The sequence below is a fragment of the Pseudomonas sp. Irchel 3F3 genome (assembly GCF_900187545.1).
GTDB lineage: Bacteria > Pseudomonadota > Gammaproteobacteria > Pseudomonadales > Pseudomonadaceae > Aquipseudomonas > Aquipseudomonas fortuita.
On sequence record NZ_FYDS01000002.1, the window covers coordinates 281,692 to 305,843 of the forward strand.

Here is a 24,152-nt window from a genome sequence, read left to right on the forward strand (position 1 = left end):
CAAGGGGAAACCGCATGAAAGCTGGACGCTGCGCGCAACTCGCGCTCACCCTCGCCGCCACGGCCTGCGCCGGGCTGGCTCAGGCTGACGACACCGGGCCTGCGCTGAAGGCTGGCCACGAATACATGATCGTGACCAACTACCCGAACAACCTGCATGTGGTCGATGTGGCCAGTGACACGGTGTACAAAAGCTGCCAGATGCCCGACAAGTTCGGCCCTGGCACCGCGATGATGGCGCCGGACAACCGAACCGCCTACGTGCTCAACAACCATTACGGCGACATCTACGGCATCGACCTGGACACCTGCAAGAATACCTTCCGGGCCAACCTGTCCAGCGTGGCGGGAGAAGTGGGCCGGTCGATGTACTCGTTTGCCATCAGCCCTGATGGCAAGGAGGTGTACGCCACGGTCAACCCGACCCAGATGCTGAATGACCACTACGTGGTCAAGCCGCCGCGGCTGGAGGTGTTCAGCACCACTGATGGGCTGCAGGCCAAGCCGGTGCGCACCTTCCCGATGCCGCGCCAGGTGTACCTGATGCGTGCCGCCGATGATGGCAGCCTGTTTGTCGCAGGGCCGGACATCTACAAGATGGATGTGAAAACCGGCAAGTACACGGTGGCCTTGCCGCTGCGCAACTGGAACCGCAAAGGCTACAGCGCCCCGGACGTGCTGTACTTCTGGCCGCACCAGAGCCCGCGTCACGAGTTCACCATGCTGTACACCATTGCCAGGTTCAAGGATGACAAGCAGGACCCGGCCACGGCCGAGCCGCTGTATGGCTACCTGAGTGTCGACCTGAAGACCGGCAAGAGCCACACCCAGGAATTCGCCGACCTGACCGAGCTGTACTTCACCGGCCTGCGTTCGCCCAAGGACCCGAACCAGATCTACGGCGTGCTCAACCGCCTGGCCAAGTACGACATCAAGCAGCGCAAGCTGATCAAGGCGGCTAACCTTGAGCACACTTACTACTGCGTCACCTTCGACAAGAAGGGCGAGAAGCTGTACCTGGGCGGCACCTTCAATGACCTGGCGGTGTTCAACCCGGATACGCTGGAAAAGGTGAAGAACATCAAATTGCCGGGTGGCGACATGTCCACCACTACGCCACAGGTGTTCATCCGCTAGAGCCAGGGTGGATTTACTGGCCGCTTCGCAGCACAAGGCTGCTCCTACAGGACACCGTGTTCCCGTGTAGGAGCAGCCTTGTGCTGTGAAGAGGCCGGCCCAGCCCCCACAAAAACAACAAGAGAGTGCCCATGCCCCAGCCAAGCTACTCCCAGGGCAATCCAGACAAAGCCCTGCTTACCCAATGCATTGGCGATGCCTTCGACGCCACCGTCGCCCGCTTTCCCGACCGCGAGGCGCTGGTGGTGCGCCACCAGGCCCTGCGCTACACCTGGCAGCAACTGGCCGAGGCCGTCGACCAGCACGCCCGCGCGCTGATGGCACTGGGCGTGCAACCCGGTGACCGGCTGGGTATCTGGGCACCCAACTGCGCCGAGTGGTGCATCACCCAGTTCGCCAGCGCCAAGGTCGGCGCGATCCTGGTCAACATCAACCCGGCCTATCGCTCCAGCGAACTGGACTACGCCCTCGGCCAGGCCGGCTGCCGCTGGGTGATCTGTGCCGACGCGTTCAAGACTTCCGATTACCATGCGATGCTGCAGGGCCTGGTCCCTGGCCTGGCCAGCAGCCAACCGGGCGCGCTGACCTGCGAGCGCTTCCCCGAGTTACGCGGCGTGGTCAGCCTGGCTGCCTCGCCACCACCGGGCTTTCTGGCTTGGCACGCCTTGCAGGCGCGTGCCGAGTCCGTCAGCTGCCAGGCCTTGGTCGAACGCCAGGCGCAGCTGCGCTGCGACGACCCGATCAACATCCAGTACACCTCCGGCACAACCGGTTTTCCCAAGGGCGCCACCCTCAGCCACAGCAATATCCTCAACAACGGCTACATGGTTGGTGAAAGCCTGGGCCTGACCGAGCACGACAGGCTGGTGGTGCCGGTGCCGCTGTATCACTGTTTCGGCATGGTCATGGCCAACCTTGGCTGCATGACCCACGGCAGCACCCTGATCTACCCCAGCGATGCCTTCGACCCGCTGGCCACGCTGCGTGCGGTGGCCGAGGAAAAGGCTACCGCGTTGTATGGCGTGCCGACCATGTTCATTGCCGAGCTGGACCACCCGCAACGCAGGGAGTTCGACCTGTCGAGCCTGCGCACCGGGATCATGGCCGGCGCCACCTGCCCGATCGAGGTGATGCGCCGGGTGATCGGCGAAATGCACATGGCCGAGGTGCAGATTGCTTATGGCATGACCGAGACCAGCCCGGTGTCGCTGCAGACCGGGCCCGACGATGACCTGGAACGCCGGGTGACCAGTGTCGGCCGTACGCAGCCACGGCTGGAGAACAAAGTGCTGGACGCCGACGGCAATACCGTACCGCGTGGGGAGATAGGCGAACTGTGCACCCGCGGCTACAGCGTAATGCTTGGCTACTGGAACAACCCCAAGGCCACGGCCGAGAGCATCGATGAAGACGGCTGGATGCACACCGGCGACCTGGCGGTAATGGATGAACAGGGCTATGTGCGTATCGTGGGGCGCAGCAAGGACATGATCATTCGCGGCGGTGAGAACATCTACCCGCGCGAGCTGGAGGAGTTCTTCTTCACCCACCCGGCGGTGGCGGATGTGCAAGTGATTGGCGTGCCGTGCAGCAAGTACGGCGAAGAGATCGTGGCCTGGGTGCGCCTGCACCCGGGGCATACCGCCAGTGAAGACGCGCTGCGTGAGTGGGCGAGGGCGCGGATTGCGCACTTCAAGGTGCCTCGGTACTTCCGCTTTGTCGACGAGTTCCCGATGACGGTGACCGGCAAGGTGCAGAAGTTCAGGATGCGCGAGATCAGTGTCGCGGAGTTGTCCTCCCGATAACCATCACCCCTCAGCTACGCGGACCTTTGTAGGAGCGGCCTTGTGCCGCGAAAGGGCCGCACAGCGGCCCCAGCAATTTATGCATCACAGCTGAAATCCCGGGGCCGCTTCGCAGCCCTTTCGCGGCACAAGGCCGCTCAATGACCGCGCCATGTGCTTAGCCTTGCAATAGTTCCGGGCTGTTGAAGTTGCTCAACCGGCGATCATCATCGGCACACTCCAACCCCTGCACCGCCTCGCGCAGCAAGGCCTTCTGCAAACTCCGCTCTCCCGTCGCCCAGGCCTGCTCCAGCATTGGCAGTATTCGCCGTGGCAGCACGCTGAACATCGGCTGCCAATACCCGCCCTGGCGCACCATTGCCGCACTGTCACTGGCCACCGCCAGCCTTAGCAGGTCCTCGATCAGTTCGCGGTCAACCCGCGGTGCATCGCAGGCCAGCAGCACCACCCACTCATGCCGAGCCACCTTGAGCCCGGCAATCACCCCCGCCAACGGCCCGGGGAAGTCCGCTTCGGCATCGCCCACTAGCTGGTCAGCGTACATACGGTAAGCCTCCTGGTTACGGTTGCAGGAAATCACCAGGTCATCGCTTAGCGGTCGCACCACCCGCTGTACATGCGCAACAAGCGGTTCGCCCTGCCACGCGACCAGGCCTTTGTCACGGCCGCCCATGCGTTGGCCACGGCCGCCGGCGAGAATGAGGATGGAGCAGGGGGGCAGTGCATCAGGCATGAAAAAGGGCTCCGGGCAGTCACTGCCGGGAACCCTCCCATTTCACACGGGGCTTGTCCAGTCAGCTTTCGCTGACCCCGCCTTGTGCGTTGGCGTCACGCGCCTGACGCCGTCCCGCAAGGCGCATCACCACCACGAAGAACACCGGCACGAACACCACCGCCAACGTGGCGCTCAGCATGCCGCCAATCACCCCGGTACCAATAGCTTGCTGGCTGGCCGAACTGGCGCCGCTGGCGATGGCCAGGGGTACCACCCCGAGGATGAACGCCAGCGAGGTCATCACGATCGGCCGCAGGCGCAGGCGGGCGGCCTGCACGGCGGCGTCTGCGGCGTCCATGCCCTGGTCGACCAGGTGCTTGGCGAACTCGATGATCAAGATGGCGTTCTTTGCCGACAGGCCGATCAGGGTAATCAGGCCAACCTTGAAGAACACGTCGTTGGGCATGCCGCGCAGGGTCACGGCCAGCACTGCACCGAGCATGCCGAGCGGTACCACCAGTAGCACGGCAGTCGGGATCGACCAGCTTTCGTACAGCGCTGCCAGGCACAGGAACACGATCAGTAACGACAATGCCATCAGCATCGGTGCCTGGCTGCCGGACAAGCGCTCTTGCAGCGACAGGCCGGTCCACTCCAGGCCGGCGCCGGGCGGCAGCTGAGCCACCAGGCGTTCGATTTCGGCCATGGCTTCGCCCGAACTGTGGCCGGCTGCCGGCTCACCGGAGATCGACACCGCCGGGTAGCCGTTGTAACGGGTCAACTGCACCGGGCCGCTGACCCACCTGGCCTGCACGAATGCGCCCAGTGGCACCATCTTGCCGCTGTTGTTGCGCACGTGGATTTTCAGCAAGTCTTCGACCTGGCTGCGCTGGTCGCCCTCGGCCTGCACCACCACCCGCTGCATGCGGCCTTGGTTGGGGAAGTCGTTGACGTAGCTGGAGCCCACCGCCACGTCCAGCACCGAGCCGATATCGGCAAACGACACCCCCAGGGCATTGGCCTGGCGGCGGTCGATTTCCAGCTGCACTTGCGGGCTTTCGGCCAGCGACGCTTCGCGCACGTTGGTCAGTACCTTGCTGTTGCCCGCATTGGCCAGCAGCGTGTCGCGGGCAGCCATCAGCGCAGCGTGGCCCATACCGCCACGGTCCTGCAGGCGGAACTCGAAGCCGGTCGACTCGCCCAGGCCGTCGATAGGCGGCGGCAGGACCGAAAACGCCACGGCGTCCTTGAGCTGGGAGAAGGCCGCGCTGGCACGGTCGGCAATCGACTGGGCGCTGTCGTCGGCACCGCGCTCGGACCAGTCTTTGAGGGTTGTGAAGGTCAGTGCCGCGTTTTGCCCGCTACCGGAGAAGCTGAAGCCGAGGATCACGGTGGTGTTGCCTACGCCGGGTTCTTCGGCGTTGTGTGCCTCGATTTGCGCAGCCACCTGTTCAGTGCGCATGCGGCTGGCCCCTGGTGGCAGCTGGATGTCGGTGATGGTGTAGCCCTGGTCTTCGGTGGGCAAGAACGCCGTGGGCAACTGGCTGAAGCCATAGCCCAGCACCGCCAGTAGTACCGCGTACAGCAGCAGGTAGCGGCCGCTGCGCTTGAGCGCCTGTACCACCCATCGCTGATAGCCGTTGCTCAGGTTTTCAAAACGGCGGTTGAACCAGCCGAAGAAGCCCTTGCGTTCATGGTGCTCACCCTTGGCCACCGGTTTAAGCAGCGTGGCGCACAATGCCGGGGTGAGGCTGAGGGCCAGGAATGCCGAGAACAGGATCGACACCGCCATCGACAGCGAGAACTGCTGGTAGATCACCCCCACCGAGCCTTGCATGAAGGCCATTGGCAGGAACACCGCCACCAGCACCAGGGTGATGCCGACGATCGCTCCGCTGATCTGGCCCATGGCCTTGCGGGTGGCTTCTTTGGGCGGCAGGCCTTCCTCGGCCATGATGCGCTCGACGTTTTCCACCACCACGATGGCATCGTCGACCAGAATGCCGATGGCCAGCACCATGCCGAACAGGGTCAGCACGTTGACCGAGAAGCCCATGGCCAGCATGACCGCGAAGGTGCCCATCAGCGCCACCGGCACCACCAGGGTGGGGATCAGGGTGTAGCGCAGGTTCTGCAGGAACAGGAACATCACCGCGAACACCAGCAACATGGCCTCGAACAGGGTGGTAATGACCTGCTCGATCGACACCTTGACGAACGGCGAGGTGTCATAAGGGATGTCGTACTTGACGCCTTCCGGGAAGTAACGCGCCAGGTCCTGCATTTTCGCCCGCACCAGGGTGGCGGTTTCCATGGCGTTGGCACCCGGCGAGAGCTGCACGCTGAACGCAGTGGCCGGCTTGCCGTTCAGCCGTGTGCCGTACTGGTATTCCTGAGCGCCGATCTCGACCCGGGCGACATCACCGACGGTGACCGTGGAGCCATCCAGGTTGGCGCGCAGGACAATGGCGGCAAATTCTTCGGGGGTGCTCAGCTGGCCCTTGACCACCACGTTGGCGGTGATTTCCTGGGTGTCGCGGCTGGGCAGGTCGCCGATACTGCCAGGCGCCACCTGGGCGTTCTGCGCCGCGATGGCCTCGGCCACGTCGTTGGGCGTGAGGTTGAAGCCGATCAGCTTGCCGGGGTCGATCCAGATGCGCATGGCGCGCTCCGAGCCGTACAGCTGGGCTTTGCCCACGCCCTTGAGGCGGCGGATTTCGTCCATCACGTTGCGCGCCAGAATATCCGACAGTGCAGTCTCGTCGAGCTTGCCGTCTTCGGAGGTGAGGGTGCCCAGCAGCAGGAAACCGGTGGACACTTTTTCCACCTGCAGGCCCTGTTGGGTGACCGGCCGCGGCAGGCGCGACTCGACCACCTTCAGGCGGTTCTGCACGTCGACCTGGGCCAGGTCCGGGTGGGTACCCGGGGCGAAGGTGGCGGTGATGGTGGCGCTGCCCAGGCTGCTCTGCGATTCGAAGTACAGCAGGTTGTCGGCGCCGTTGAGTTCCTGCTCGATCAGGCTCACCACGCTTTCGTCCATGGTCGCCGCAGAAGCGCCCGGGTACACGGCGTAGATTTCCACCTGCGGCGGCGCCACGTTGGGGTACTGGGCCACGGGCAGCTGCGGAATGGCCAGCGCCCCGGCCAGCAGAATGAACAGCGCGACCACCCAGGCGAATACCGGGCGGTCGATGAAGAATTGCGGCATGAATCAGGCCCTCACTGGCCGGTATGCTGAGCGATGGGTGCTACGCCGGGGGGTGTTTCAACCTGCACGTGGTCACCGGCCTTGACATGCTGCAGGCCCTCGACCACCACCCGCTCGCCAGCGGCCAGGCCCTCGCTGACAATCCAGCGGTCGCCTTGGGCGCTGCCGAGCACTACCTGGCGGTCGCTGACGCGGGCCTGCTGGTCGACCACCAGCACTTTGGGGACACCGGCGCTGTCGCGCAGGATGGCGCGCTGCGGCACGCTCAGGCCCTTGGGTTGCACGGCCTGTTCCAGGCGCACACGCACGTAGCTGCCGGGCAACAGGTCGAGGTCCGGGTTGGGGAACTCGCTGCGCAGGGTGATCTGGTTGGTCGTGGGATCGACGCTGATGTCGGAGAACAGCAGCTTGCCTGGCAGCGGATAGGCGCTGCCGTCGTCCTGGATCAGCGTGGCGCGGGCCTGGCCGTCGCCCACCTGCTGCAATTCGCCTGCGCGCAAGGCGCGGCGCAGGGCATTGAGCTCGCGGGTAGACTGGGTGACGTCGGCGTGGATCGGGTCCAACTGCTGGATGGTCGCCAGCGGGGTGGTCTCGTTCTGGCCGACCAGTGCGCCTTCAGTGACCTGGGCACGGCCGATGCGGCCAGAAATGGGCGCTGTCACGGTGGCGTAGCCAAGGTTCAGGCGGGCTCGCTCCAGGGCCGCCTTGGCGGCGGCCACTTCGGCGTCGGCTTGCAGGAAGCTGGCCTGGGCGTTGTCGTATTCCTGGCGGCTGACGGCCTTGTCGTCGACCAGCTCGCGGTAGCGCTGCTCCTGCAGACGTGCCTGGTACAGGGTGGCCTTGGCCTTGGCCAGGGTGGCGCGGGCGCTGTCATGGTCGGCCTTGAACGGCGCCGGGTCGATCAGGAACAGTACATCGCCCTGCTTGACGTCACTGCCTTCACGATACACCCGCTTGAGTACCACACCCGCGACACGCGCGCGCACTTCGGCGGTGCGCGGCGCCAGGATGCGGCCGCTGAGTTCGCTGCTGATGGCCAGTGGCTGCAGTTGCAGGGTTTCTACCCGCACTTGCGGGGTGGGGGCTTGCTCGTCTTGCTCGGCGCTGTCGCCACAGCCGGCCAGGGACAGGCTCAGAAACGCCATGAGCGCCACAGGGCGCAGGCGTGGGGGGAGGGTAGTAGGCATACGGATCTTCCGATGATGACCGGGCCAATGGTACGGCAGGTGTAGCCCGTGCGGCTGTTAATACCTGTAGGGCGAGTGTGAAAAAGTGTGAAGAACAATCCTTTCGAGCGGTTGGGTTCTATATTCTGCGCATACCTGTACTGGCCTCTTCGCGGGCTTGCCCGCTCCCACAGGTATTGCACAGGTTTCAGACCCTGTGCGGCCCCTGTGGGAGCGGGCAAGCCCGCGAAGAGACCAGTGAGGTCTACCACAACCTAGATCCCAAGCACCTATGCCGAATATTTTCCTGGTCGAAGACGACAGCGCCCTGTCCGAGCTGATCGCCAGCTACCTGCAACGCAACGACTTCCATGTCCAGGTGATCGCCCGGGGCGACCATGTGCTGGACGAATATCGTCGGCAAAAGCCCGACCTGGTCATCCTCGACCTGATGCTGCCGGGTATCGATGGTTTGCAACTGTGCCGCCTGCTGCGCCAGGAGTCGCAGAACCTGCCGATCCTGATGCTCACCGCCCGCGACGACAGCCATGATCAGGTACTGGGCCTGGAAATGGGCGCCGACGACTATGTGACCAAACCCTGCGAGCCGCGCGTGCTGCTGGCCCGCGTGCGCACGCTGCTGCGGCGCAGCAGCGTCAACGAGCCGCGGCTGGATAACGACCTGATCCTGATTGGAGGCCTGCGCATCGACCTGGCCGAGCGCACGGTCAGCTGGCGGGGCGAAGAGGTGGAGTTGTCCAGCGGCGAATACAACCTGCTGGTGGTACTGGCGCGCAATGCCGGAGAAGTGCTGAATCGCGACCGCATCTTGCAGCAGCTGCGCGGTATCGAGTTCAACGGCACTGACCGTTCGGTAGACGTGGCCATTTCCAAGCTGCGGCGCAAGTTTGACGATAACGCCGGCGAAGCGCGCAAGATCAAGACTGTGTGGGGCAAGGGCTACCTGTTCAGCCGCGTCGAGTGGGAGTGCTGACCGGCCATGCTCAAGATCCTGGTGCGGTTGTACCTGGTGATCATTGTCGCCTACGCCGGTGCGCTGCTGCTCATTCCTGACACCATCGTCGGCCTGTTCCAGGAGCGCTTCATGGCCTACAACCTGGACCAGGCCAAAGGCGTGCAATCGTTGATCGTGCGCCAGTTCCACCAGGCCCCGCGCGAGCAGTGGCCGGCCGTGGAGCAGGACCTGGCCCGTGCGTTCGCCCCGCTGGAAGTGAAGCTGCTGCGCATGGACCAGGCCGAACTGAGCGCGGATGAGCAGGCGCGCCTGGAACACGGCCAGTACGCCGTGCGCATTGCCGAGTGGGGCTACTACGAAACGGTGCTGGCACCGCTGGACAAGCAGTGGCTGGTGCGCCTGCATGCACCGCCAGACCCGCTGGACATCAATGTGTTGTCGTGGGGCGTGACCGTGCTGATCGGTGCGGCCATGCTGGGCTGCCTGCTGTTATGGGTGTGGCCGCACTGGCGCGACCTTGAGCGCCTGAAGGAAACCGCCCGGCGCCTGGGCCAGGGGCAGATGGCCGAGCGCACACACATTTCGCCGCATTCCAACATTGGTGAGTTGGCCGGGGTGTTCGACACCATGGCCAGTGACCTGGAGCGCCATGTCAACCAGCAGCGCGAGTTGCTCAATGCGGTGTCCCATGAGCTGCGCACGCCGCTGACCCGCCTGGACTTCGGCCTGGTGCTGCTGTTCGACGAAGTGCCGCCGGCCAGCCGCAAGCGCCTGCTGGAACTGGTGGGGCATGTGCGTGAGCTGGATGAGCTGGTGCTGGAGCTGCTGTCCTACAGCCGCCTGTATAACGCCGACCAGGCCCGCGAGCGGGTCGAAGTGTCGTTGCTGGAACTGGTCGACAGCGTACTCGGCGGTTTTGCCGAAGAGCTTGATGGCCGAGGTATCCAGTGGGAAGTAAGGGCCGAGGGCAATTTGCCCCGGTTTGTGCTGGACCCACGGCTGACGGCGCGGGCGGTGCAGAACCTGGTGCGCAATGCCATGCGCTATTGCGACGAAAGCCTTTTGTTGCGCTTGCGGCTGGAGGACGATGGCGCCTGTTTGCTCACGGTTGAAGATGACGGGATCGGCATACCGGTAGAGGAGCGGGAGCGGATTTTCCAGCCGTTCTACCGGCTGGACCGCAGCCGCGACCGCAACACCGGCGGGTTTGGCCTGGGGCTGGCGATCAGCCGGCGAGCGATCGAAGGCCAGGGCGGCACCTTGACGGTAGCGCAGTCGGCGCTGGGCGGGGCGCAGTTCAGGATTCGCTTGCCTGCGGGGTGATGGGTGGCTGTACCGGCCTCTTCGCGGGTAAACCCGCTCCCACAGGTACGCCACAGCGTTCAAAATCTGTGCGGTCCCTGTGGGAGCGGGTTCACCCGCGAAGAGGCCGGGCCTGCTAGCCCTGTTCCGCCAACTGTGTAGTCCACAGCACGACTCGGTCTTTGCCGCTGTGCTTGGCTTCATACAATGCCTGGTCGGCGCGGACCAGCGCTGTGGTCAGGCTGTCGCTCCGGTCCACCCGAGCCAGGCCTATGCTGATGGTTACCGGATGCTCGCCCCTGTCCTCGCGCACCCGTTGGCACAGCGCCGCCACCTGCTGCTCGGCACCCTGCTGGTCCAGCCCTTGCAGGAAGATCGCGAACTCTTCACCGCCCAGTCGGGCAAATGCATGACCGGCCATGCTCGCCTTGATATGCAGGGCCACGCGCTTGAGTACCTCGTCGCCGACGTCATGACCGAAGAGGTCATTGACCCGCTTGAAGTTGTCGATATCGATCATCGCCAGGTATTGCCCGGACGAGGCCATGCGCAGCTGACGGTCGGCCTGGGCCATGAACGACCGGCGGTTGGGAATGTCGGTCAGGGCGTCTATGTAGGCCTGCTCCAGCAGCACCTTGGACAGGTAGAAGTTGTGCAGCTTGGCTTTGCGGATTTGCAGGTAGCTGTAGCTGACCAGGCCGCTGAGAAACACTGCGTAGCTGATCAACATGGCGCCTTCGACCGCGTCCGGCTCCATGCGGGTGTGGTAGAACGGGCTGAGCATCACCCAGGTGATGGCCATGGCGCAGAAAAATGACCAGCGCCGCACCGGCAGCACCGACATGGCATACAACACGGTGGAGACCCCGAGGATCAGCCACACCGGGCGCAGGGCCACCGGGAGGCCTTCGATCACCAGGCGCATGCCCAGGGTGATGACGGTGATGAACAGCAGGTTAAGTACATCAAAGTGGTGGCTGCGGTGTGTGAAACGCAGCACCACGGTCAGGCTGCCGAGCAAGGCAATGAACACGCATGACAGCCAGGTAAAACCTTGGCCACCGAGGAAGCTGACGATAAGGTCGAAGACCAGCCAGATCAGGAGACTGATGCAGAACACCAACAGGCAGAACGGGCGCATGGACTCGAATTCGTGCTGGCGGAACTCGGCGCGCAGGGCGGCGGGGGCGACCTGTTTGCGTACGTGTTCCTCGATGGTCTTGAGCATGGAGGAGCTCCTGGGGGTACTGCTTTGCCAGGGCTGGCCCTGGCGACTCAATTCTGTGGCAAAACACCCCGGGCCCAGGGCCGGTAGCGCAAGTCAAACACCGCCTCGAGATGGCACCCGCCAACCAGCGTCGGCTCGGCAGGCTCAGCCCTGAATGCCTGACCTGGCACACTCACCTGGCGAAACGCCTCGCGCACTACACCTATTCGGCACGGCAAGGCCTGTTCGTAACCCTGGCGCACCAACGGCGGTAATCGCCCGGTGCCGGCGCCATCCTGCCACCACACAGTCAAGCCCAGGCCTGCCAGTTGATCCAGCCAGGCGCCATTGACCCGGGGCGACAGCTTGCCTGCGCTGAAGGCACTGATGTGCAGAGGCTTGTCCAGTTGGCGGTTGAAGGCCTGTAACTGGCTGTACAGCGCTTCGCGACGCGCGGGGTCGCGAAAATGCTGGTCGTCCAGTTCCATGGGCAGGTACCAGCCCTCCACCGGCAATTGCCAGGCCTGACGCAGTTGCTGGTACTGGCTGAGTGAGCGCCCCAGCTGCGCTTTCCAATAGCTGTTCAGGCCCTCGCCGTCCAGCTCGTCCAGGCGTTTGTAGTAGGCGGGGTCCATGTAGAGGCCCAGCACCAACCGCAAGCCTTGTACACGGGCGCTGCGCAGGCTGCTGGCCAGCCAGCCTTGGGCGCCGCCGAAGTCGCTGTCGCCATAGGCGCTCCATTGCACGATCAGGGTGTTGCCGCCCTGGGCCACGGTGGCATGCCACAGTTGTTGCCACTGGGCGGGGGTGACAGTGGCATCGCGGTTGAGCGGTTGGTAGAACAGGCGCTGATCGGCGGTGGCAGGCAGGCACACGGCAAACAGGCAGATGGCGAGGAGCGTACGCATCAGAAGGTCATCTCCGCACCGACCAGCACGCCGTTGGCGCGCTGGTAAAGGTTGCCGCCCAGCGACTGCTGGTACTCGGCACGCACTTTCAGTGAGCCACGGTAGGCGTTATAGCGATCGTCATCAAACCACCATTGCCAGCGCACGCCAACCCCGGCCCGGGCGTCCTGACGCCAGTCGTTGCTCGGGTCCTGGCTGGAAAACTCGACAAAGCCATAGGGCATGAGGGTTTGCGGGGAGCTGCCGGGCAGCTTCCAGGCGTGGCCTTGCTGGTAGCGTGACAGCCAGGCGTGGTCCCCGGCGCGGGTCCACCAGGCCGCGTCGAGGTAGAGGAAGCGCTCGTTCCAGTCGTCTTCATCCACACGCCAGTCATTGCGCCAGTTGCCCTGGTCGAGGAACGAGGCGGTGGCGCGTAGCAGCAGGTCGTTGCTCGATTCGGCATTGTGGCGCAGATCGCCCCAGTTGCCGCCGACCTTGGCCGGGCTCAGCAACTGGCCAAGGCTCAGGCCGCGGTAGTGCGCTTCGTCGATCTGCCGCTGGTGGTACAGCTCGGCGTATAGGTTGAGGTTGGCCTGGCCGAGCGGCTTGTAACGCAGGCCGACCCCGGTACCCATGCTTTGCGCATAGTCGGTGCGGCTCTGGCCACCGAACAGTACCCGGCCATACACCGACAGCGTGCTGCCGTTGCGGCTGGGTTCTTCGCCCAGGGCATGGTCCCACATGGCTAACTGCACGTTCTGCGATTGGGCACGGCGTGAGCTGCCGCTGCGCTGGCCGTTGTCGAGAAACTTGTCGTTGGTCGAGGTGCCGGCGGGTGACCAGGTGCTGGCCAGGGTGATGGTGTCACGCCGTGACAGGCTTTCGTGGGCACGGCGCTGGCGGTATTTGCGGGCTTCCAGGCTGCCGTATTCATCGTCACCGGCGACCAGGTTCTGCTCCACATCGAGGATGCGGCGCAGTTCGCTGCGGGCTGAGGCGCTGTCTTCAGCTTCGTCGTAGCGCAAGGCCAGGGTTTCGCCGAGGCGATAATCCTCGGGGAAGTCGTGGGTGGCACGCGTCAGGTAGGGGATCGACTGGCGGCGCTGGGCCTTGTCTGTCGAGCCGGCCAGGCGCATGCCGTAGTCGGCGCGGTAACGCGGCTGATCGGGGGCCAGGCGCACGGCTTCGGCGAGCCAGGCCATGCTCTGGGCGCTGTCGCCGGCCAGCTGCGCGGTGCTGGCCGCGGCGTAGTAGTGGTCGGCTCGTGGGCTGCTTGCCAGTGCCTGGCGCTGAAACCCCAAGGCAGCCTGGTAATCGCCTTGGCGCTGGGCAATGGCTGCGCCCAGTGCCCAGTCATCGGCGCTGTGGTGTGCGGCAGCGTCCCAATAGCGGCGGGCCGCGTCAGCGTCGCCTGTGTCTAGCGCGCCACCGGCGGCCGTGAGGCGGGCGTTGTCGGTCCAGGCGCTGTCCGGCAGGCTGCGCCAGATAGGCAGCGCGGCTTCGGAATCGCCGGCCGCTTCAAGTGCATAGGCCAACGCCAGGCGGTTGCCGGCGTCGCCCAGGCGTTCGGCGGCCTGGTAGTAGACCACCGCTTCACCGGGTTGGTCGGGCATGGCGCAGCGGCCCAGGGCGCGGTACTGGCCGGGCTCGCGGGGGGTGGCCGGCACCGCCTGGCGAACGGCGTCGCACTGGCCGGCCTCGGCCAGACGGCCGAGCAACTGGGCACGGGTACTGGCATCGACCCGGGGGATCAGGCCGAGCATGCGGTGGCTGTCCAGCGGCCCATCGTTGCGGGCAAACAGGTTGCCCAAACGCTGCAACAGCGATGGGCTGAGGCGGCCCTGACGGCGATCGTAGGCCTGTTCCAGCAGTTGCCGGGCGTGTCCGGCCTGGCCCTGTTCCACCAGCAGAAACGTAGCTTGCTCCAGTGCGGCCAGGTCGCCACTTTGCCGGTAGCGGTTTTCCCATTCGCTGGCTGTGCGCGGTTGTGGGGGTTGCGGCGGGTCGCCATACAGGCGTTGCTTGAGCACGGCGTAGGCGCGTGTGTCGGTAGTGGGTGTGCAGCCTTTGAACTGTTCGCGGGCCAGGTTCGGGTCATGGCGTGACAGCCAGTCGACGGTGTCCAGGCAGGGGCGCTGCAGGTCGTTGCTCAGGCGGCGCACCAGTGCCGCATCATCACCTTCGCGGGCCAGCTCCCACAGCTGTTGACGCTGGTCGGGCTGATTCAGCTGATCGGGCGACAGCGACTGCAACCAGCGCTGGGCTTGCTGGTTGTGACCCACGGCGATAGCGCGGTTGGCCATGGCCAGGCGCGCCTGATCCGCCGCTTGAGGGGAGGGCGCGCTGGCCAGCAGCTTGTTCAGCCCTTTTTCGTTCACCTGCTGGACATAGGCATTGGCCAGGCGTTGCCAGTCTTCGGCGGGCAACTGGCCCTTGTCGGCGAGCGGCTGCAGTTGCTCGATGGTTTCCTGCCAGTTGCGTAGTTGTTCGGCGAAGTTGGCCCGAGCCAGGCGCAATACCTGGCCGTCACCCCTGGGGGGCAACTGGCTGAGCCAGTCCAGCGCCTTACCCGCACCGCCGAATTTGGCCAGGCTCAGGCTGTAGGCCTGCCACAGGCGCACGCGCTGATTACCCTCACTGGCCGCCAGCCATTGTTCCACCTGGCTGGCGGGCGGTGGGTCCTGTTCGATCCAGGTCAGGCGCAGTTCCAGCAGGGCGTCCGCGTATTCGGGGCTGCCGCCCAGCTGTTCGGCCTGCGCTTGGGCTTCCTTGTAGCGGCGTTGATGGGCCAGGGCCTCTACCAGCAGTGCGCGGGCCTCGTCGTTGTTGGGCACTCGCCCCAGCACGTGGCGGGTCAGGCGCTCCACCTCGGCCCAGTTGTCTTTCCTGGCTTCGCGATAGCTGCGGTCCATGAACGGGAAACTGGTGAACCGCTGGAAGTCGGTCATCGGCGTCGAAGCCGCAACAGGCAGGGCGGCGGCGCACAGCAACAGGCCAGTAAAGGTGAGGGAAACGCGCGGCTTCATGCCACCTCCCGGGTCAGATCAATGGCGGCCTGCTGTTCACTGGCCTGTTCGATCAGGGCCTGTTCCAGCACCTGCTCGGTGATGATGCCGCGGGCAATCAGGTGCTCGCCGAGGCTTTGGTGTTCGGGGTCAAAGTCGATCAAAGCCTGGTTGAACAGGGTCACAGGGACCATGCCGCGCACCTGCAGCAGCGCGCCGAGCATGACCTGGTGATGGCTAACCCGTTCCAGCAGCGCCTCATTGTCCTGGTGGCGTTCAAGCACGGCCAGCATGGCGCGGGTTTCTGGCTTCTGCCAGGGACTGGGGTAGTGATAGCGCAGGCCCAGTGTCACACGGCCCTGAGGCGCCAGGCGTGCTGTGACCGGGCGTTTAAGGTGGCGGCTGATCACCCCCAGCGAGACTTGGCTGACAGGGCTCTCGCTGGCCAGGATCAGCGTGTCACCGTCTTCGTCTACCGGCAGCACCGCATAGTGGGTGGCCAGCTTGCGCGGCAGTTTGGCGATCAATTGCGGGTCGAGCTTGAACGGGTTCAAGGGCGCCCAGGGCAAGTCCAGCTGCTCGGCCAGGGTGGCCACCAGTTGCTCGCTGGTTACCCAGCCACGCAGCAGCAGTTCGCGTCCCAGGCGCCGGCGTACCGGGCTGGTGAGTGCCTGTTGCAGCTGTTCGTCATTGATCAGCCCCTTGGCCACCAGACGCTGGCCCAGCGGCGTGCGCGCAGGGGCGGCGATGGCGGGAAATTCATGGGTGGTCTTGTCCCAGGCCACGCGGCGCGAGTCACCCATTTCCATCACCTGGCGCAGGGCCCGCAGGTTGGCGAAGAAGTTGACGAAGTTGCTCCACATCATCCGCGGTGCCGACAGCAAACCTTCGCCGATGCCGTAGAAACGGGTGACGAACCAGCCCCGCTGGAACAGGCGGTTCAACAGCAGCAGCCCGTTCAGCCACAGCAAGGTGGACAGCAGCCAGCTGTCGCTGAGGATTGACATGAAGCGCCATGCATCCGGCGCAATCACCGTCACCAGCCACATGGCCAGCAACACCAGCAACAACAAGTTGACCAAAAAGCTCAGCAGATAGGCGAACAGCCCACGGCGGTCGCGCCAGAGGAAGTAGTTGAGCGCCCCTGTGCGGCTCCAGCCGAGGTTGCTGGTGCCTTGGAACACGATACCCACGATCCAGCGCGACTTCTGCCGGATGGCATGCTGCCAGTCACGCGGGAAGTGCTCGCGCACGCAGATCACCTGCGAAAACGCCCGGCTCATGCCCGGACGCCATGCCTGCTTTAGGGTCAGTGCCGGGTCGGTGATGGAATAGCGGGCAAAAATGCACTTCATGCCCTTTTGCTTCAGCCGAAAGCCAATGTCGTAGTCTTCAGTAAGGCTCTGGACGTCGAAGGCAATGCCGTCGCCGTCCTCCAGCAGCGCGCCGATGGCCCGGCGGCTGAAGCAGGTGCCGACGCCGGCGCTGGGCACCTGACCGGTCAGTGCTTCGCGGACGATGACGTCCTTGCCGTGGTTTTCGGCAAATTCGTCGACATAGTGGCCGGCGGTAAAGCCTTTCCATTCCGGTGCGTAGGGATAGACCGGGATCTGGATCATGTCTTTGTTCGGCAGCAGGTAGTTGAACAGCCGCAGCTCCATGGGCGAGATCACGTCTTCGGCGTCATGCAGGATGAAACCGGCAAACTCGATGCCAGCGTCCTGCTGGAAGCGCAGCAAGGCGTCGATGATGTTGTTCAGGCAGTCAGCCTTGCTGGTGGGGCCAGGGCGTGCGCACACCACTTTGTGCACGTTGGGGTAATGCAGGCACACCGCGTCCACATCGGCCTGGGTTTGTGGGTCGTTGGGGTAGGTGCCGACGAAGATCTGGTAGTTCTCGTAGTCGATGGTCGAGGCTGCCAGGCGAGCCATTTCACCCACTACGCCGACTTCGTTCCAGGCCGGGACCATGATGGCCAAAGGTTTTTCCGGGACTTCGAACAAGCGCTTCTCGTCGGCCCTTTGATGCTTGTCGTAGATGCGAAAACGCCGTATCAACTTGCGCCCCCAGTAGCACAGGTCGATGAACAGGTCGTCCAGGCCGAGCAGGAACATCAACGAGGCAAGCATGATCGCCAGGATCTTCAGACCGAATAGCACATAGGTGAGAAAATCGATGAATGCCAGGCTCATGGGGCAGTCACCGGCACGGCAGAGTGGGCCATCGTCCTTATCCTCGCTCGGTTCCCTCGACGAAGTTGTACAAAATGACGCTATTTGTACGGGGTAAATACAAGCAGCCGAACGCGCTGTTGTCCAAATTTCGGGCTTTTTCTTGTGGGCCACATCTTGTAGTTTTACAGGTCGTTTACCCAGGGAGCTGAACATGCAAGGCAAGGCCCGCAAGATCGTCCAGGCCATTCTTTACGAAGCCATCGCCGTCGCCTGCGTGGCGCCTGCGCTGGAGCTGGCGTTTGGCGCCGGCATGGCGCAGTCGGCGGTACTGTCGGTGCTGATGTCAGGCATCGCGATGAGCTGGAACATGGGCTACAACTGGGTATTCGAACGCTGGGAAGCGCGCCAGCGCCAGCGTGAGCGCACCTTCATGCGGCGCTTGCTGCACGCCTTGGGCTTCGAGGGCGGGTTGGTGGTGATCCTGCTGCCACTGGTGGCGTACTGGCTGGATGTGAGCCTGTGGGCGGCACTGCTGACCAACCTGGCGCTGTTCGTGTTCTTCTTCGTTTATGCCTTTGCCTTCCAGTGGGGCTTCGACAAGGTGTTCGATGTGCCGCTTTCGGCGCAGCAGGCCAAGTGTTGACTTTGTGCCGCACTACCGGCTAAGTTCCTACCCCATGAATACCTTCCCGCATGTGAACGCCATTATTATTACCGCCATTATCAGCTTGGCGGGCTAGCGCGTACGTGCACCTGACCCGCCCTGGAGGCGGGTTTTTTCTCTCTGACTCCTGGGCAACGTGAAAACAGCCAAGGAGTCATTGATGACCAGTTTCAGCGTCCCTCGTACTACCGTCACCCCCCAGCAACTGCTGTCGGAGCAGGTGCGGCGCATTCTGGCCGCGCCGGTGTACGACCTGGCCATCGAAACGCCCCTGCAAGCGGCGCCTGCGCTATCTGCCAGCCTGGGTAACCAAGTGTTGCTCAAGCGCGAAGACCTGCAGCCTACCTTCTCGTTCAAGATCCGCGGCGCCTATACCCGCCTGTCGCGCCTCAGTGCTGTGCAGCGTGAGCGTGGGGTAATCACCGCCTCGGCGGGCAACCATGCCCAGGGCGTGGCCCTGGCAGCGTCGCACCTTGGCATGAAGGCGACCATCGTCATGCCGACCACCACGCCGTCACTGAAGGTGGAGGGGGTGCGTTCGCGCGGCGGGCATGTGGTGCTGCACGGTGAGAGCTTCCCACACGCTTTGGCCCACGCGCTGAAGCTGGCCGATAGCGAAGGCGCTACTTTTGTGCCGCCCTTCGATGACCCGGACGTGATCGCCGGGCAAGGCACCGTGGCCATGGAAATCCTGCGTCAGCACCCGGGCGCGCTGGACGCCATTTTTGTACCGGTGGGCGGTGGTGGGCTGATCGCTGGTATCGCCGCCTACGTGAAGTACCTGCGCCCAGAGGTGAAGGTGATCGGCGTCGAGCCGGAGGACTCCAACTGCCTGCAGGCCGCCCTGGCCGCCGGGGAACGGGTGATCCTGCCGCAGGTCGGCACCTTTGCCGACGGTGTAGCGGTGGCGCAGATCGGCGCCCACTGCTTCGAGCTGTGCCGGCATTTTGTCGACGAAGTGGTGACCGTCAGCAGTGACGAGCTGTGCGCGGCAATCAAGGACATCTACGACGATACCCGCTCTATCACTGAGCCGTCCGGTGCCCTGGCCGTGGCCGGGATCAAGAAGTACGTGGCACGTGATGGAGTGCAGGGGCAGACACTGGTGGCCATTGACTCCGGGGCGAATGTGAATTTCGACCGCCTGCGCCACGTGGCCGAGCGGGCTGAATTGGGCGAGCAGCGCGAGGCGATCATTGCGGTCACCATCCCTGAGCAGCCAGGCAGCTTCCGCGCCTTCTGCCAGGCACTGGGCAAGCGGCAAATCACCGAATTCAACTACCGCTATTACCCCGGCAAGGAAGCGCGGCTGTTCGTCGGGGTACAGACCCACCCTGTGCACGACCCGCGTGACCAGCTGCTGGCCAACCTGCGCGAGCAGGGTTACAGCGTGCTGGACCTGACCGACAACGAGCTGGCCAAACTGCATGTGCGTCATACCGTGGGTGGCCACGCAGCGCCAGGTGCTGATGAGCGGGTGCTGCGCTTCGAGTTTCCCGAGCGGCCAGGGGCGCTGCTGGGCTTTCTGGAACGGTTGGGCAAGCGCTGGAACATCAGCCTGTTCCATTACCGCAACCACGGGGCGGCGGAGGCCCGGGTATTTGCTGCGCTGGAGGTGCCGGGCGATGAGTTGGCGGGCTTGCCGTTGGCGCTGAATGAGATGGGGTATCGGTATTGGGATGAGACTGACAACCCGGCGTACAAGCTGTTCCTGGGCTGACGGCTGACCCACACCACTATCGGGGGCCGCTGGGCGGCCCCATCGGGTTTGCTGATTCACCGTGGGGGAACAATCACCGGGCCAAGGTGGTCTGCTGTGAAGGCTGCAGCGGGACCCGGCGCCATTAAGCCGTTACTGTCCGGGCACTGTGTAGCCGCTCGCAACCGCGACACAGGGACGTGGCGGCCGATTAGGTTCAGTTAGGTAAAGTTGGGTAAATGCGGCCACGGCCTATACACGGACCAGTATTGTGGTTTGTACTGTCCAGTTAAAGATGACATTGATGAACACACTTCCGTCGCAGCCAAGTGCTGAACGCGGGGCGTTCTCCAGTTTTGAGGCGTGTCGCAACTCCCGGCAGGGCCCCGTGGTGATCCTTGCCTCCGGCGCTTCTGCCAAGCATTTTCCGCTGGGCGAATTCGCACATCTGCCCATCATTGCCATGAACGGTTCAGTTTCGATGACCGCCGAGCACGGTATCCGGCCTTTTTTCTATGTATGTACCGACAAAAGCTTCCCCAAGCAACAGCCGGGCTTGTTCGCCACGGCGTTGCGCGACAGCGAGCGCCTGGCGCTCTGGCCCGAGCAGTATGCCGGGGCCGATGTGCCCGCCGACACCGAGTGTTACGCCTTGCGCAAAGCCGACACGCCGGGCCTGCTGGACGGTTTGCGTGGCCATGGTGACAGCTGCGTTTGCAACCGCGCACTGTGGAGCAAACGCAGCCGCTCGATTGCCTTCAGCAAAGACCTGGGCCATGGTTTTTTCGATGCCCGCACAGTGGCGTATGTGGCGTTGCAGCTGGCTTATCACCTTGGCTTTGAAGAAGTGTTGCTGGTCGGGGTAGATCTCGATCAGCGCGTTGGGCGCTTCTACGAGAACGGCCAGGGGCAGTGTTCGCCGTGCGGGCTCGACCAGCATTGGGAGAGCCGTATCCTGCCGTCGTTGGCGCTGATGGCAAGGGAAGTGCTCAACGAGCATTTCCATGTCTACAACCTGTCGGCGAGGTCGCGCATTCCTGCCGAACTGATCCCCAAGGTCAACCTCAGCCAGGCGCGGCACATTGCCGGCTGTGCAATTACCTGAGCAAGAAAGCGGGTGCATGAGGAACTGTGGATGCGTACAGTAGGTTGATCGCCATCTGCGGAGCCCGCTATGTCCAGCGCTTTCACGTTCATGCAATCGCCCGTCGGCACCCTGACCCTGGTGGCCCGCGGCGAGTGCCTGGCAGCCGTACTGTGGGAAGAGGAACGGGAAAACCGCGTGCGGCTCGGTGCTTTGCACCGTGACGACCAGTGCCCGGTGCTACTGGACACCGCGCGGCAGCTTGGCGAGTATTTTGCCGGCAAGCGCCAGCGCTTCGAGCTGGCGCTGGATTTTGCCGGTACCGAGTTTCAGCGCCAGGTGTGGGCCGCGCTGCTGGCAATACCCTTTGGTGAAACCCGCAGCTACGGCGACATCGCCCGGCAGATCGGCAACCCCAGCGCGGTGCGAGCGGTAGGCGCTGCCAACGGCCGCAACCCGATCTCGATCATCGCCCCGTGCCACCGTGTGATCGGTGCCTCGGGCAGCCTGACAGGCTTTGCCGGTGGCCTGGCGGCCAAGCAGTATCTGCTGGCGCTGGAAGGTCGGCAAAGCCTGGCATTGGACTTGTAGGCGTCACCTGAACCAACTGGCGAGCAGGCAAACCAATATCGCAAGCACCGAGCCTGCCATCAGGGTGTACTGCCGATGGGCCCGGCGGGCATGGGCTTTTACCGTACGCAGGTACTCGCCGGGAGTGGGTGCATCGGGCCGATGGCGCAAACCCTCGGCCACGTCGGCAAGCTGGCCCCGGATCAGCAAACCGACCAGATAGTAGGTGCAGGCGTAACTCAGCAACGCCAGAAACAGGTAAATCATGGCGCGTGCAGGTGCAAAGGCAGGGCCATTGCGCTGGCATTGCCAGTGTCCAGCATGATCAGCCCCTCACTGTGATCATCCAGGCTGGCCAGCAAGCGCCCCTGGCTGTCCCACGCTGCCGACCCGCCGGCACCGATGAAGGTATCGGCCGGCCCCACGCAGTTGGCCATCAACACCGGCATTGACAGTTCACGTGCCACCTCGGGGTAATGCGCGTAGCCCTCGCGGATGCCCTTGGCGGTTTTCGCCACACTGACCAGATACAGGTCGGCGCCGTGCTCGCGGGCGGCGGCCGCATGCGCCATGAACATCGATTCGTAGCAGATCGCCGGTGCCACCCGATGGTTGCCAGCCTGCAGCAGCAGTGCCTGATCGCCTGGGGTGAAGTAGGGCAGCTCGTCATCATGCAGGCGCCGTTTGGCATAGGCCTGGCGCGGTGCCCCGGGGCTGAAGATCGGCATGCCGATGCGAATGCCGTCGGGTGTCGGCAACGGCAGGCCTACGGCAACGGTGAGACCCAAGCGGTCACTGGCTGCCTGCAGCGGGCCCAGCCGTTCAGAGCTGACCGGCAAGGCGGCCTGGCGCGCAAGGCTTGGCTCATAGCCGGTCAGCGACAGTTCGGGGAAAACCACCAGCTCGGCGCCAAAGGCCGCAGCTTGCTCGATGCAGGCCAGATGACGCTGGAGGTTGCCTGGCAAATCGCCCTTGAGCGACGCCAGTTGCACGGCGCACAGTTTCATGAAAAACCCTTCCCTGGTTCAGGTTGAAGGGTCGAGCATACTATTGGCATCAATGGCAGTGCCAGTGAAGGGTTATTCAGGTTGCCGAGCACGTCGGCGTGCGCGGCTGGCGCGCCGTGTGCCATGCTATCCAGTGAAGCGCCATGGGCCCGGCACACACCGGGGGCAGCCTGCATTTTACGCCCGCCATGGCAGCGCCTGCAGAGGGAGATTGCAATGGGACGGTTTCGGCGGTTACTCGCCAATATCCGGGGACGTGACTTGGCAGTGGGTGATATCCATGGCCACTTCCAGCGCCTGGAGCAGTGCCTGGATGCGGTGGGTTTTGATCCGGCCATAGACCGCCTGTTCAGTGTGGGTGACCTGGTCGACCGTGGGCCGCACAGCGAGGCCGCGCTGGAGTGGCTCGCGCGGCCCTGGTTCCATGCGGTGCAAGGTAACCATGAGGCGCTGGCAATTACCCGCGTGCGAGGGGGGCGGCTTGACCTGGAGATGTACCGCGCAGCGGGTGGAAGCTGGTTCCTGGACCTGCCGCGCAAGGCGCAATTGCGTTTCGTGGAACGCTTCGAGCAATTGCCGATTGCCATCGAAGTGGAAAGCGCGGCCGGCCTGGTCGGGCTGCTGCATGCAGACAGCCCGTTTGCAGATTGGGCAGCGCTACGTTCCTGTCTGCAGCTGGATGACGACCCTGAAGTACGCCAGGTATGCCAGTGGTCGCGGCGGCGCCTGAAACAAGGTGATACGCAGCAGGTGCAGGGCCTGCGTGCATTGCTGGTCGGCCACACACCGGTGCTGGAGGCAAAGCTGCTGGGCAATGTCTGGCACCTGGATACAGGGGGGTGGGCTAGCGGCCATTTCACCTTGATGGACATGCGTACCCTGCAACTGGTCAGCCCTGCGCCAGATGCATCAACAGCGCGGCGGCCAGGATCACCAGCATGATCCCTGAGGCCCGCTCAAGCCACGGCAGGCTGCGAGCGAAATGCCGCAGTACTCGTTGGTTGCCGATGGCCACGGCGACCAGCAGGTCCCAGAGCAGGACGATGCTGAACATCCACAGCGCGTAGGCCGATTTCCAGCCGGCGCTGGCGCTGGCGACCATGCTGGCGAGGCTGGCATAGAACAGCGCGTTCTTGGGGTTGAGGATACCGGACAACAAGCCCATGCCCAGATTGCGCCACCAGCCTTGAACCCTCGGGTTGCCTGCGACTGCGCCCAGGCGGGTTTGCCCGGCGTGGCGCAGGAACAGAATGCCGATGTAAAGCAGGTAGCTGGCGCCGGCCAGTTGCAGTGCAGTGAACAGCAGGCTGCCTTCCTGCAGCACAGACAGGCCGGTGAAGGCCATGGCGATGAACGCGCCATTGGCCAGGGCAATGCCCAGGCAGGCGCCGCTGGCGATGCGCCAGCCGCTGTTGATCGAACTGCGTGCGACCAGGAAGAAGTCCGGGCCGGGTGAGAGCAGGGCGAGGAAGTGGGCGAGGGCAATGATCAGGAACGGTTGCATGGGCGGCGCGGCTCTGCGGGAAAAACCGCAGTCTGCTGCCGGG

General features: G+C 64.1%; 19 protein-coding genes. 9 read left to right on the plus strand and 10 right to left on the minus strand.

The window, feature by feature from the left end:
• Positions 1-14 precede the first annotated feature (14 nt).
• Both peaD and CKW35_RS04745 read left to right on the plus strand, forming a co-directional pair.
• Positions 15-1,136 (plus strand): quinohemoprotein amine dehydrogenase subunit beta, encoded by a 1,122-nt coding sequence (gene peaD, locus CKW35_RS04740; RefSeq protein ID WP_095115281.1) that lies wholly within the window; start codon positions 15-17, stop codon positions 1,134-1,136.
• 131 nt (positions 1,137-1,267) lie between these two features.
• Positions 1,268-2,941 carry a fatty acid CoA ligase family protein gene (locus CKW35_RS04745; RefSeq protein ID WP_095115283.1) on the plus strand — a complete coding sequence of 558 codons (1,674 nt, stop codon included), beginning with the start codon at positions 1,268-1,270 and terminating at the stop codon, positions 2,939-2,941.
• Between the two features lie 157 nt (positions 2,942-3,098).
• Here CKW35_RS04745 and mobA read toward each other — a convergent pair whose 3' ends face one another.
• From mobA to CKW35_RS04760, 3 genes are all read right to left on the minus strand, one after another.
• Positions 3,099-3,674, minus strand: coding sequence for a molybdenum cofactor guanylyltransferase MobA (gene mobA / locus CKW35_RS04750; protein WP_095115285.1), 576 nt, complete (start codon positions 3,672-3,674; stop codon positions 3,099-3,101).
• Between the two features lie 61 nt (positions 3,675-3,735).
• Entirely contained in the window at positions 3,736-6,864 is a 3,129-nt protein-coding gene (locus tag CKW35_RS04755; RefSeq protein ID WP_095115287.1) for an efflux RND transporter permease subunit, read from the minus strand.
• Between the two features lie 11 nt (positions 6,865-6,875).
• Positions 6,876-8,051 carry an efflux RND transporter periplasmic adaptor subunit gene (locus tag CKW35_RS04760; protein ID WP_060517917.1) on the minus strand — a complete coding sequence of 392 codons (1,176 nt, stop codon included), beginning with the start codon at positions 8,049-8,051 and terminating at the stop codon, positions 6,876-6,878.
• A 271-nt stretch (positions 8,052-8,322) separates the two neighbouring features.
• On the opposite strand from CKW35_RS04760, the gene CKW35_RS04765 reads away from it, so the two are divergent.
• Together CKW35_RS04765 and CKW35_RS04770 are read left to right on the plus strand one after the other, a co-directional pair.
• Positions 8,323-9,024 carry a response regulator transcription factor gene (locus CKW35_RS04765; protein WP_016487321.1) on the plus strand — a complete coding sequence of 234 codons (702 nt, stop codon included), beginning with the start codon at positions 8,323-8,325 and terminating at the stop codon, positions 9,022-9,024.
• Positions 9,025-9,030: 6 nt separating this feature from the next.
• Positions 9,031-10,329, plus strand: coding sequence for an ATP-binding protein (locus CKW35_RS04770; protein WP_023047176.1), 1,299 nt, complete (start codon positions 9,031-9,033; stop codon positions 10,327-10,329).
• A gap of 115 nt (positions 10,330-10,444) precedes the next feature.
• On the opposite strand, the gene CKW35_RS04775 is transcribed toward CKW35_RS04770, so the two are convergent.
• From CKW35_RS04775 to nrfB, 4 genes are read right to left on the minus strand one after another with little or no spacing between them, the layout of a single operon-like run.
• Positions 10,445-11,536, minus strand: coding sequence for a diguanylate cyclase (locus CKW35_RS04775; protein ID WP_095115289.1), 1,092 nt, complete (start codon positions 11,534-11,536; stop codon positions 10,445-10,447).
• Between the two features lie 47 nt (positions 11,537-11,583).
• Positions 11,584-12,423, minus strand: a complete 840-nt coding sequence (locus CKW35_RS04780; protein ID WP_095115291.1) for a DUF4434 family protein — start codon at positions 12,421-12,423, stop codon at positions 11,584-11,586.
• Positions 12,423-15,428: a phage receptor gene (locus CKW35_RS04785; protein ID WP_095115293.1), complete on the minus strand. Its 3,006-nt coding sequence runs from the start codon at positions 15,426-15,428 to the stop codon at positions 12,423-12,425. Before CKW35_RS04785 ends, CKW35_RS04780 begins: the two co-directional genes overlap by 1 nt.
• On the minus strand, positions 15,425-17,599 hold the full coding sequence (gene nrfB, locus CKW35_RS04790; protein ID WP_060517907.1) for a cyclic di-3',5'-guanylate-activated glycosyltransferase NrfB: 2,175 nt from the start codon (positions 17,597-17,599) through the stop codon (positions 15,425-15,427). The genes CKW35_RS04785 and nrfB overlap by 4 nt, the downstream gene beginning before the upstream one ends.
• A gap of 193 nt (positions 17,600-17,792) precedes the next feature.
• Here nrfB and CKW35_RS04795 point away from each other — a divergent pair, with 193 nt between their 5' ends.
• The 4 genes from CKW35_RS04795 to CKW35_RS04810 all read left to right on the plus strand — a co-directional run bounded on the left by CKW35_RS04795 (position 17,793) and on the right by CKW35_RS04810 (position 21,619).
• Complete coding sequence (locus CKW35_RS04795; RefSeq protein WP_016487315.1) at positions 17,793-18,224, plus strand: PACE efflux transporter; 432 nt, start codon at positions 17,793-17,795, stop codon at positions 18,222-18,224.
• A 181-nt stretch (positions 18,225-18,405) separates the two neighbouring features.
• Entirely contained in the window at positions 18,406-19,965 is a 1,560-nt protein-coding gene (gene ilvA / locus CKW35_RS04800; protein WP_023049006.1) for a threonine ammonia-lyase, biosynthetic, read from the plus strand.
• 283 nt (positions 19,966-20,248) lie between these two features.
• Positions 20,249-21,049: a lipopolysaccharide biosynthesis protein gene (locus tag CKW35_RS04805; RefSeq protein ID WP_095115295.1), complete on the plus strand. Its 801-nt coding sequence runs from the start codon at positions 20,249-20,251 to the stop codon at positions 21,047-21,049.
• Between the two features lie 69 nt (positions 21,050-21,118).
• Positions 21,119-21,619, plus strand: coding sequence for a methylated-DNA--[protein]-cysteine S-methyltransferase (locus CKW35_RS04810; protein ID WP_016487312.1), 501 nt, complete (start codon positions 21,119-21,121; stop codon positions 21,617-21,619).
• 3 nt (positions 21,620-21,622) lie between these two features.
• Here CKW35_RS04810 and CKW35_RS04815 read toward each other — a convergent pair whose 3' ends face one another.
• Together CKW35_RS04815 and CKW35_RS04820 are read right to left on the minus strand one after the other, a co-directional pair.
• Positions 21,623-21,865, minus strand: a complete 243-nt coding sequence (locus CKW35_RS04815; RefSeq protein ID WP_016487311.1) for a hypothetical protein — start codon at positions 21,863-21,865, stop codon at positions 21,623-21,625.
• The gene (locus CKW35_RS04820) at positions 21,862-22,605 is read right to left on the minus strand and encodes a carbon-nitrogen hydrolase family protein (protein ID WP_016487310.1); all 744 of its coding nucleotides are present in this window, start codon (positions 22,603-22,605) and stop codon (positions 21,862-21,864) included. Before CKW35_RS04820 ends, CKW35_RS04815 begins: the two co-directional genes overlap by 4 nt.
• Before the next feature lie 216 nt (positions 22,606-22,821).
• On the opposite strand from CKW35_RS04820, the gene CKW35_RS04825 reads away from it, so the two are divergent.
• Complete coding sequence (locus tag CKW35_RS04825; RefSeq protein ID WP_024717549.1) at positions 22,822-23,547, plus strand: metallophosphoesterase; 726 nt, start codon at positions 22,822-22,824, stop codon at positions 23,545-23,547.
• On the opposite strand, the gene CKW35_RS04830 is transcribed toward CKW35_RS04825, so the two are convergent.
• Positions 23,495-24,109: a LysE family translocator gene (locus tag CKW35_RS04830; RefSeq protein WP_023049002.1), complete on the minus strand. Its 615-nt coding sequence runs from the start codon at positions 24,107-24,109 to the stop codon at positions 23,495-23,497. The two genes, CKW35_RS04825 and CKW35_RS04830, sit on opposite strands and share 53 nt — an antisense overlap.
• Between the last annotated feature and the right edge of the window lie 43 nt (positions 24,110-24,152).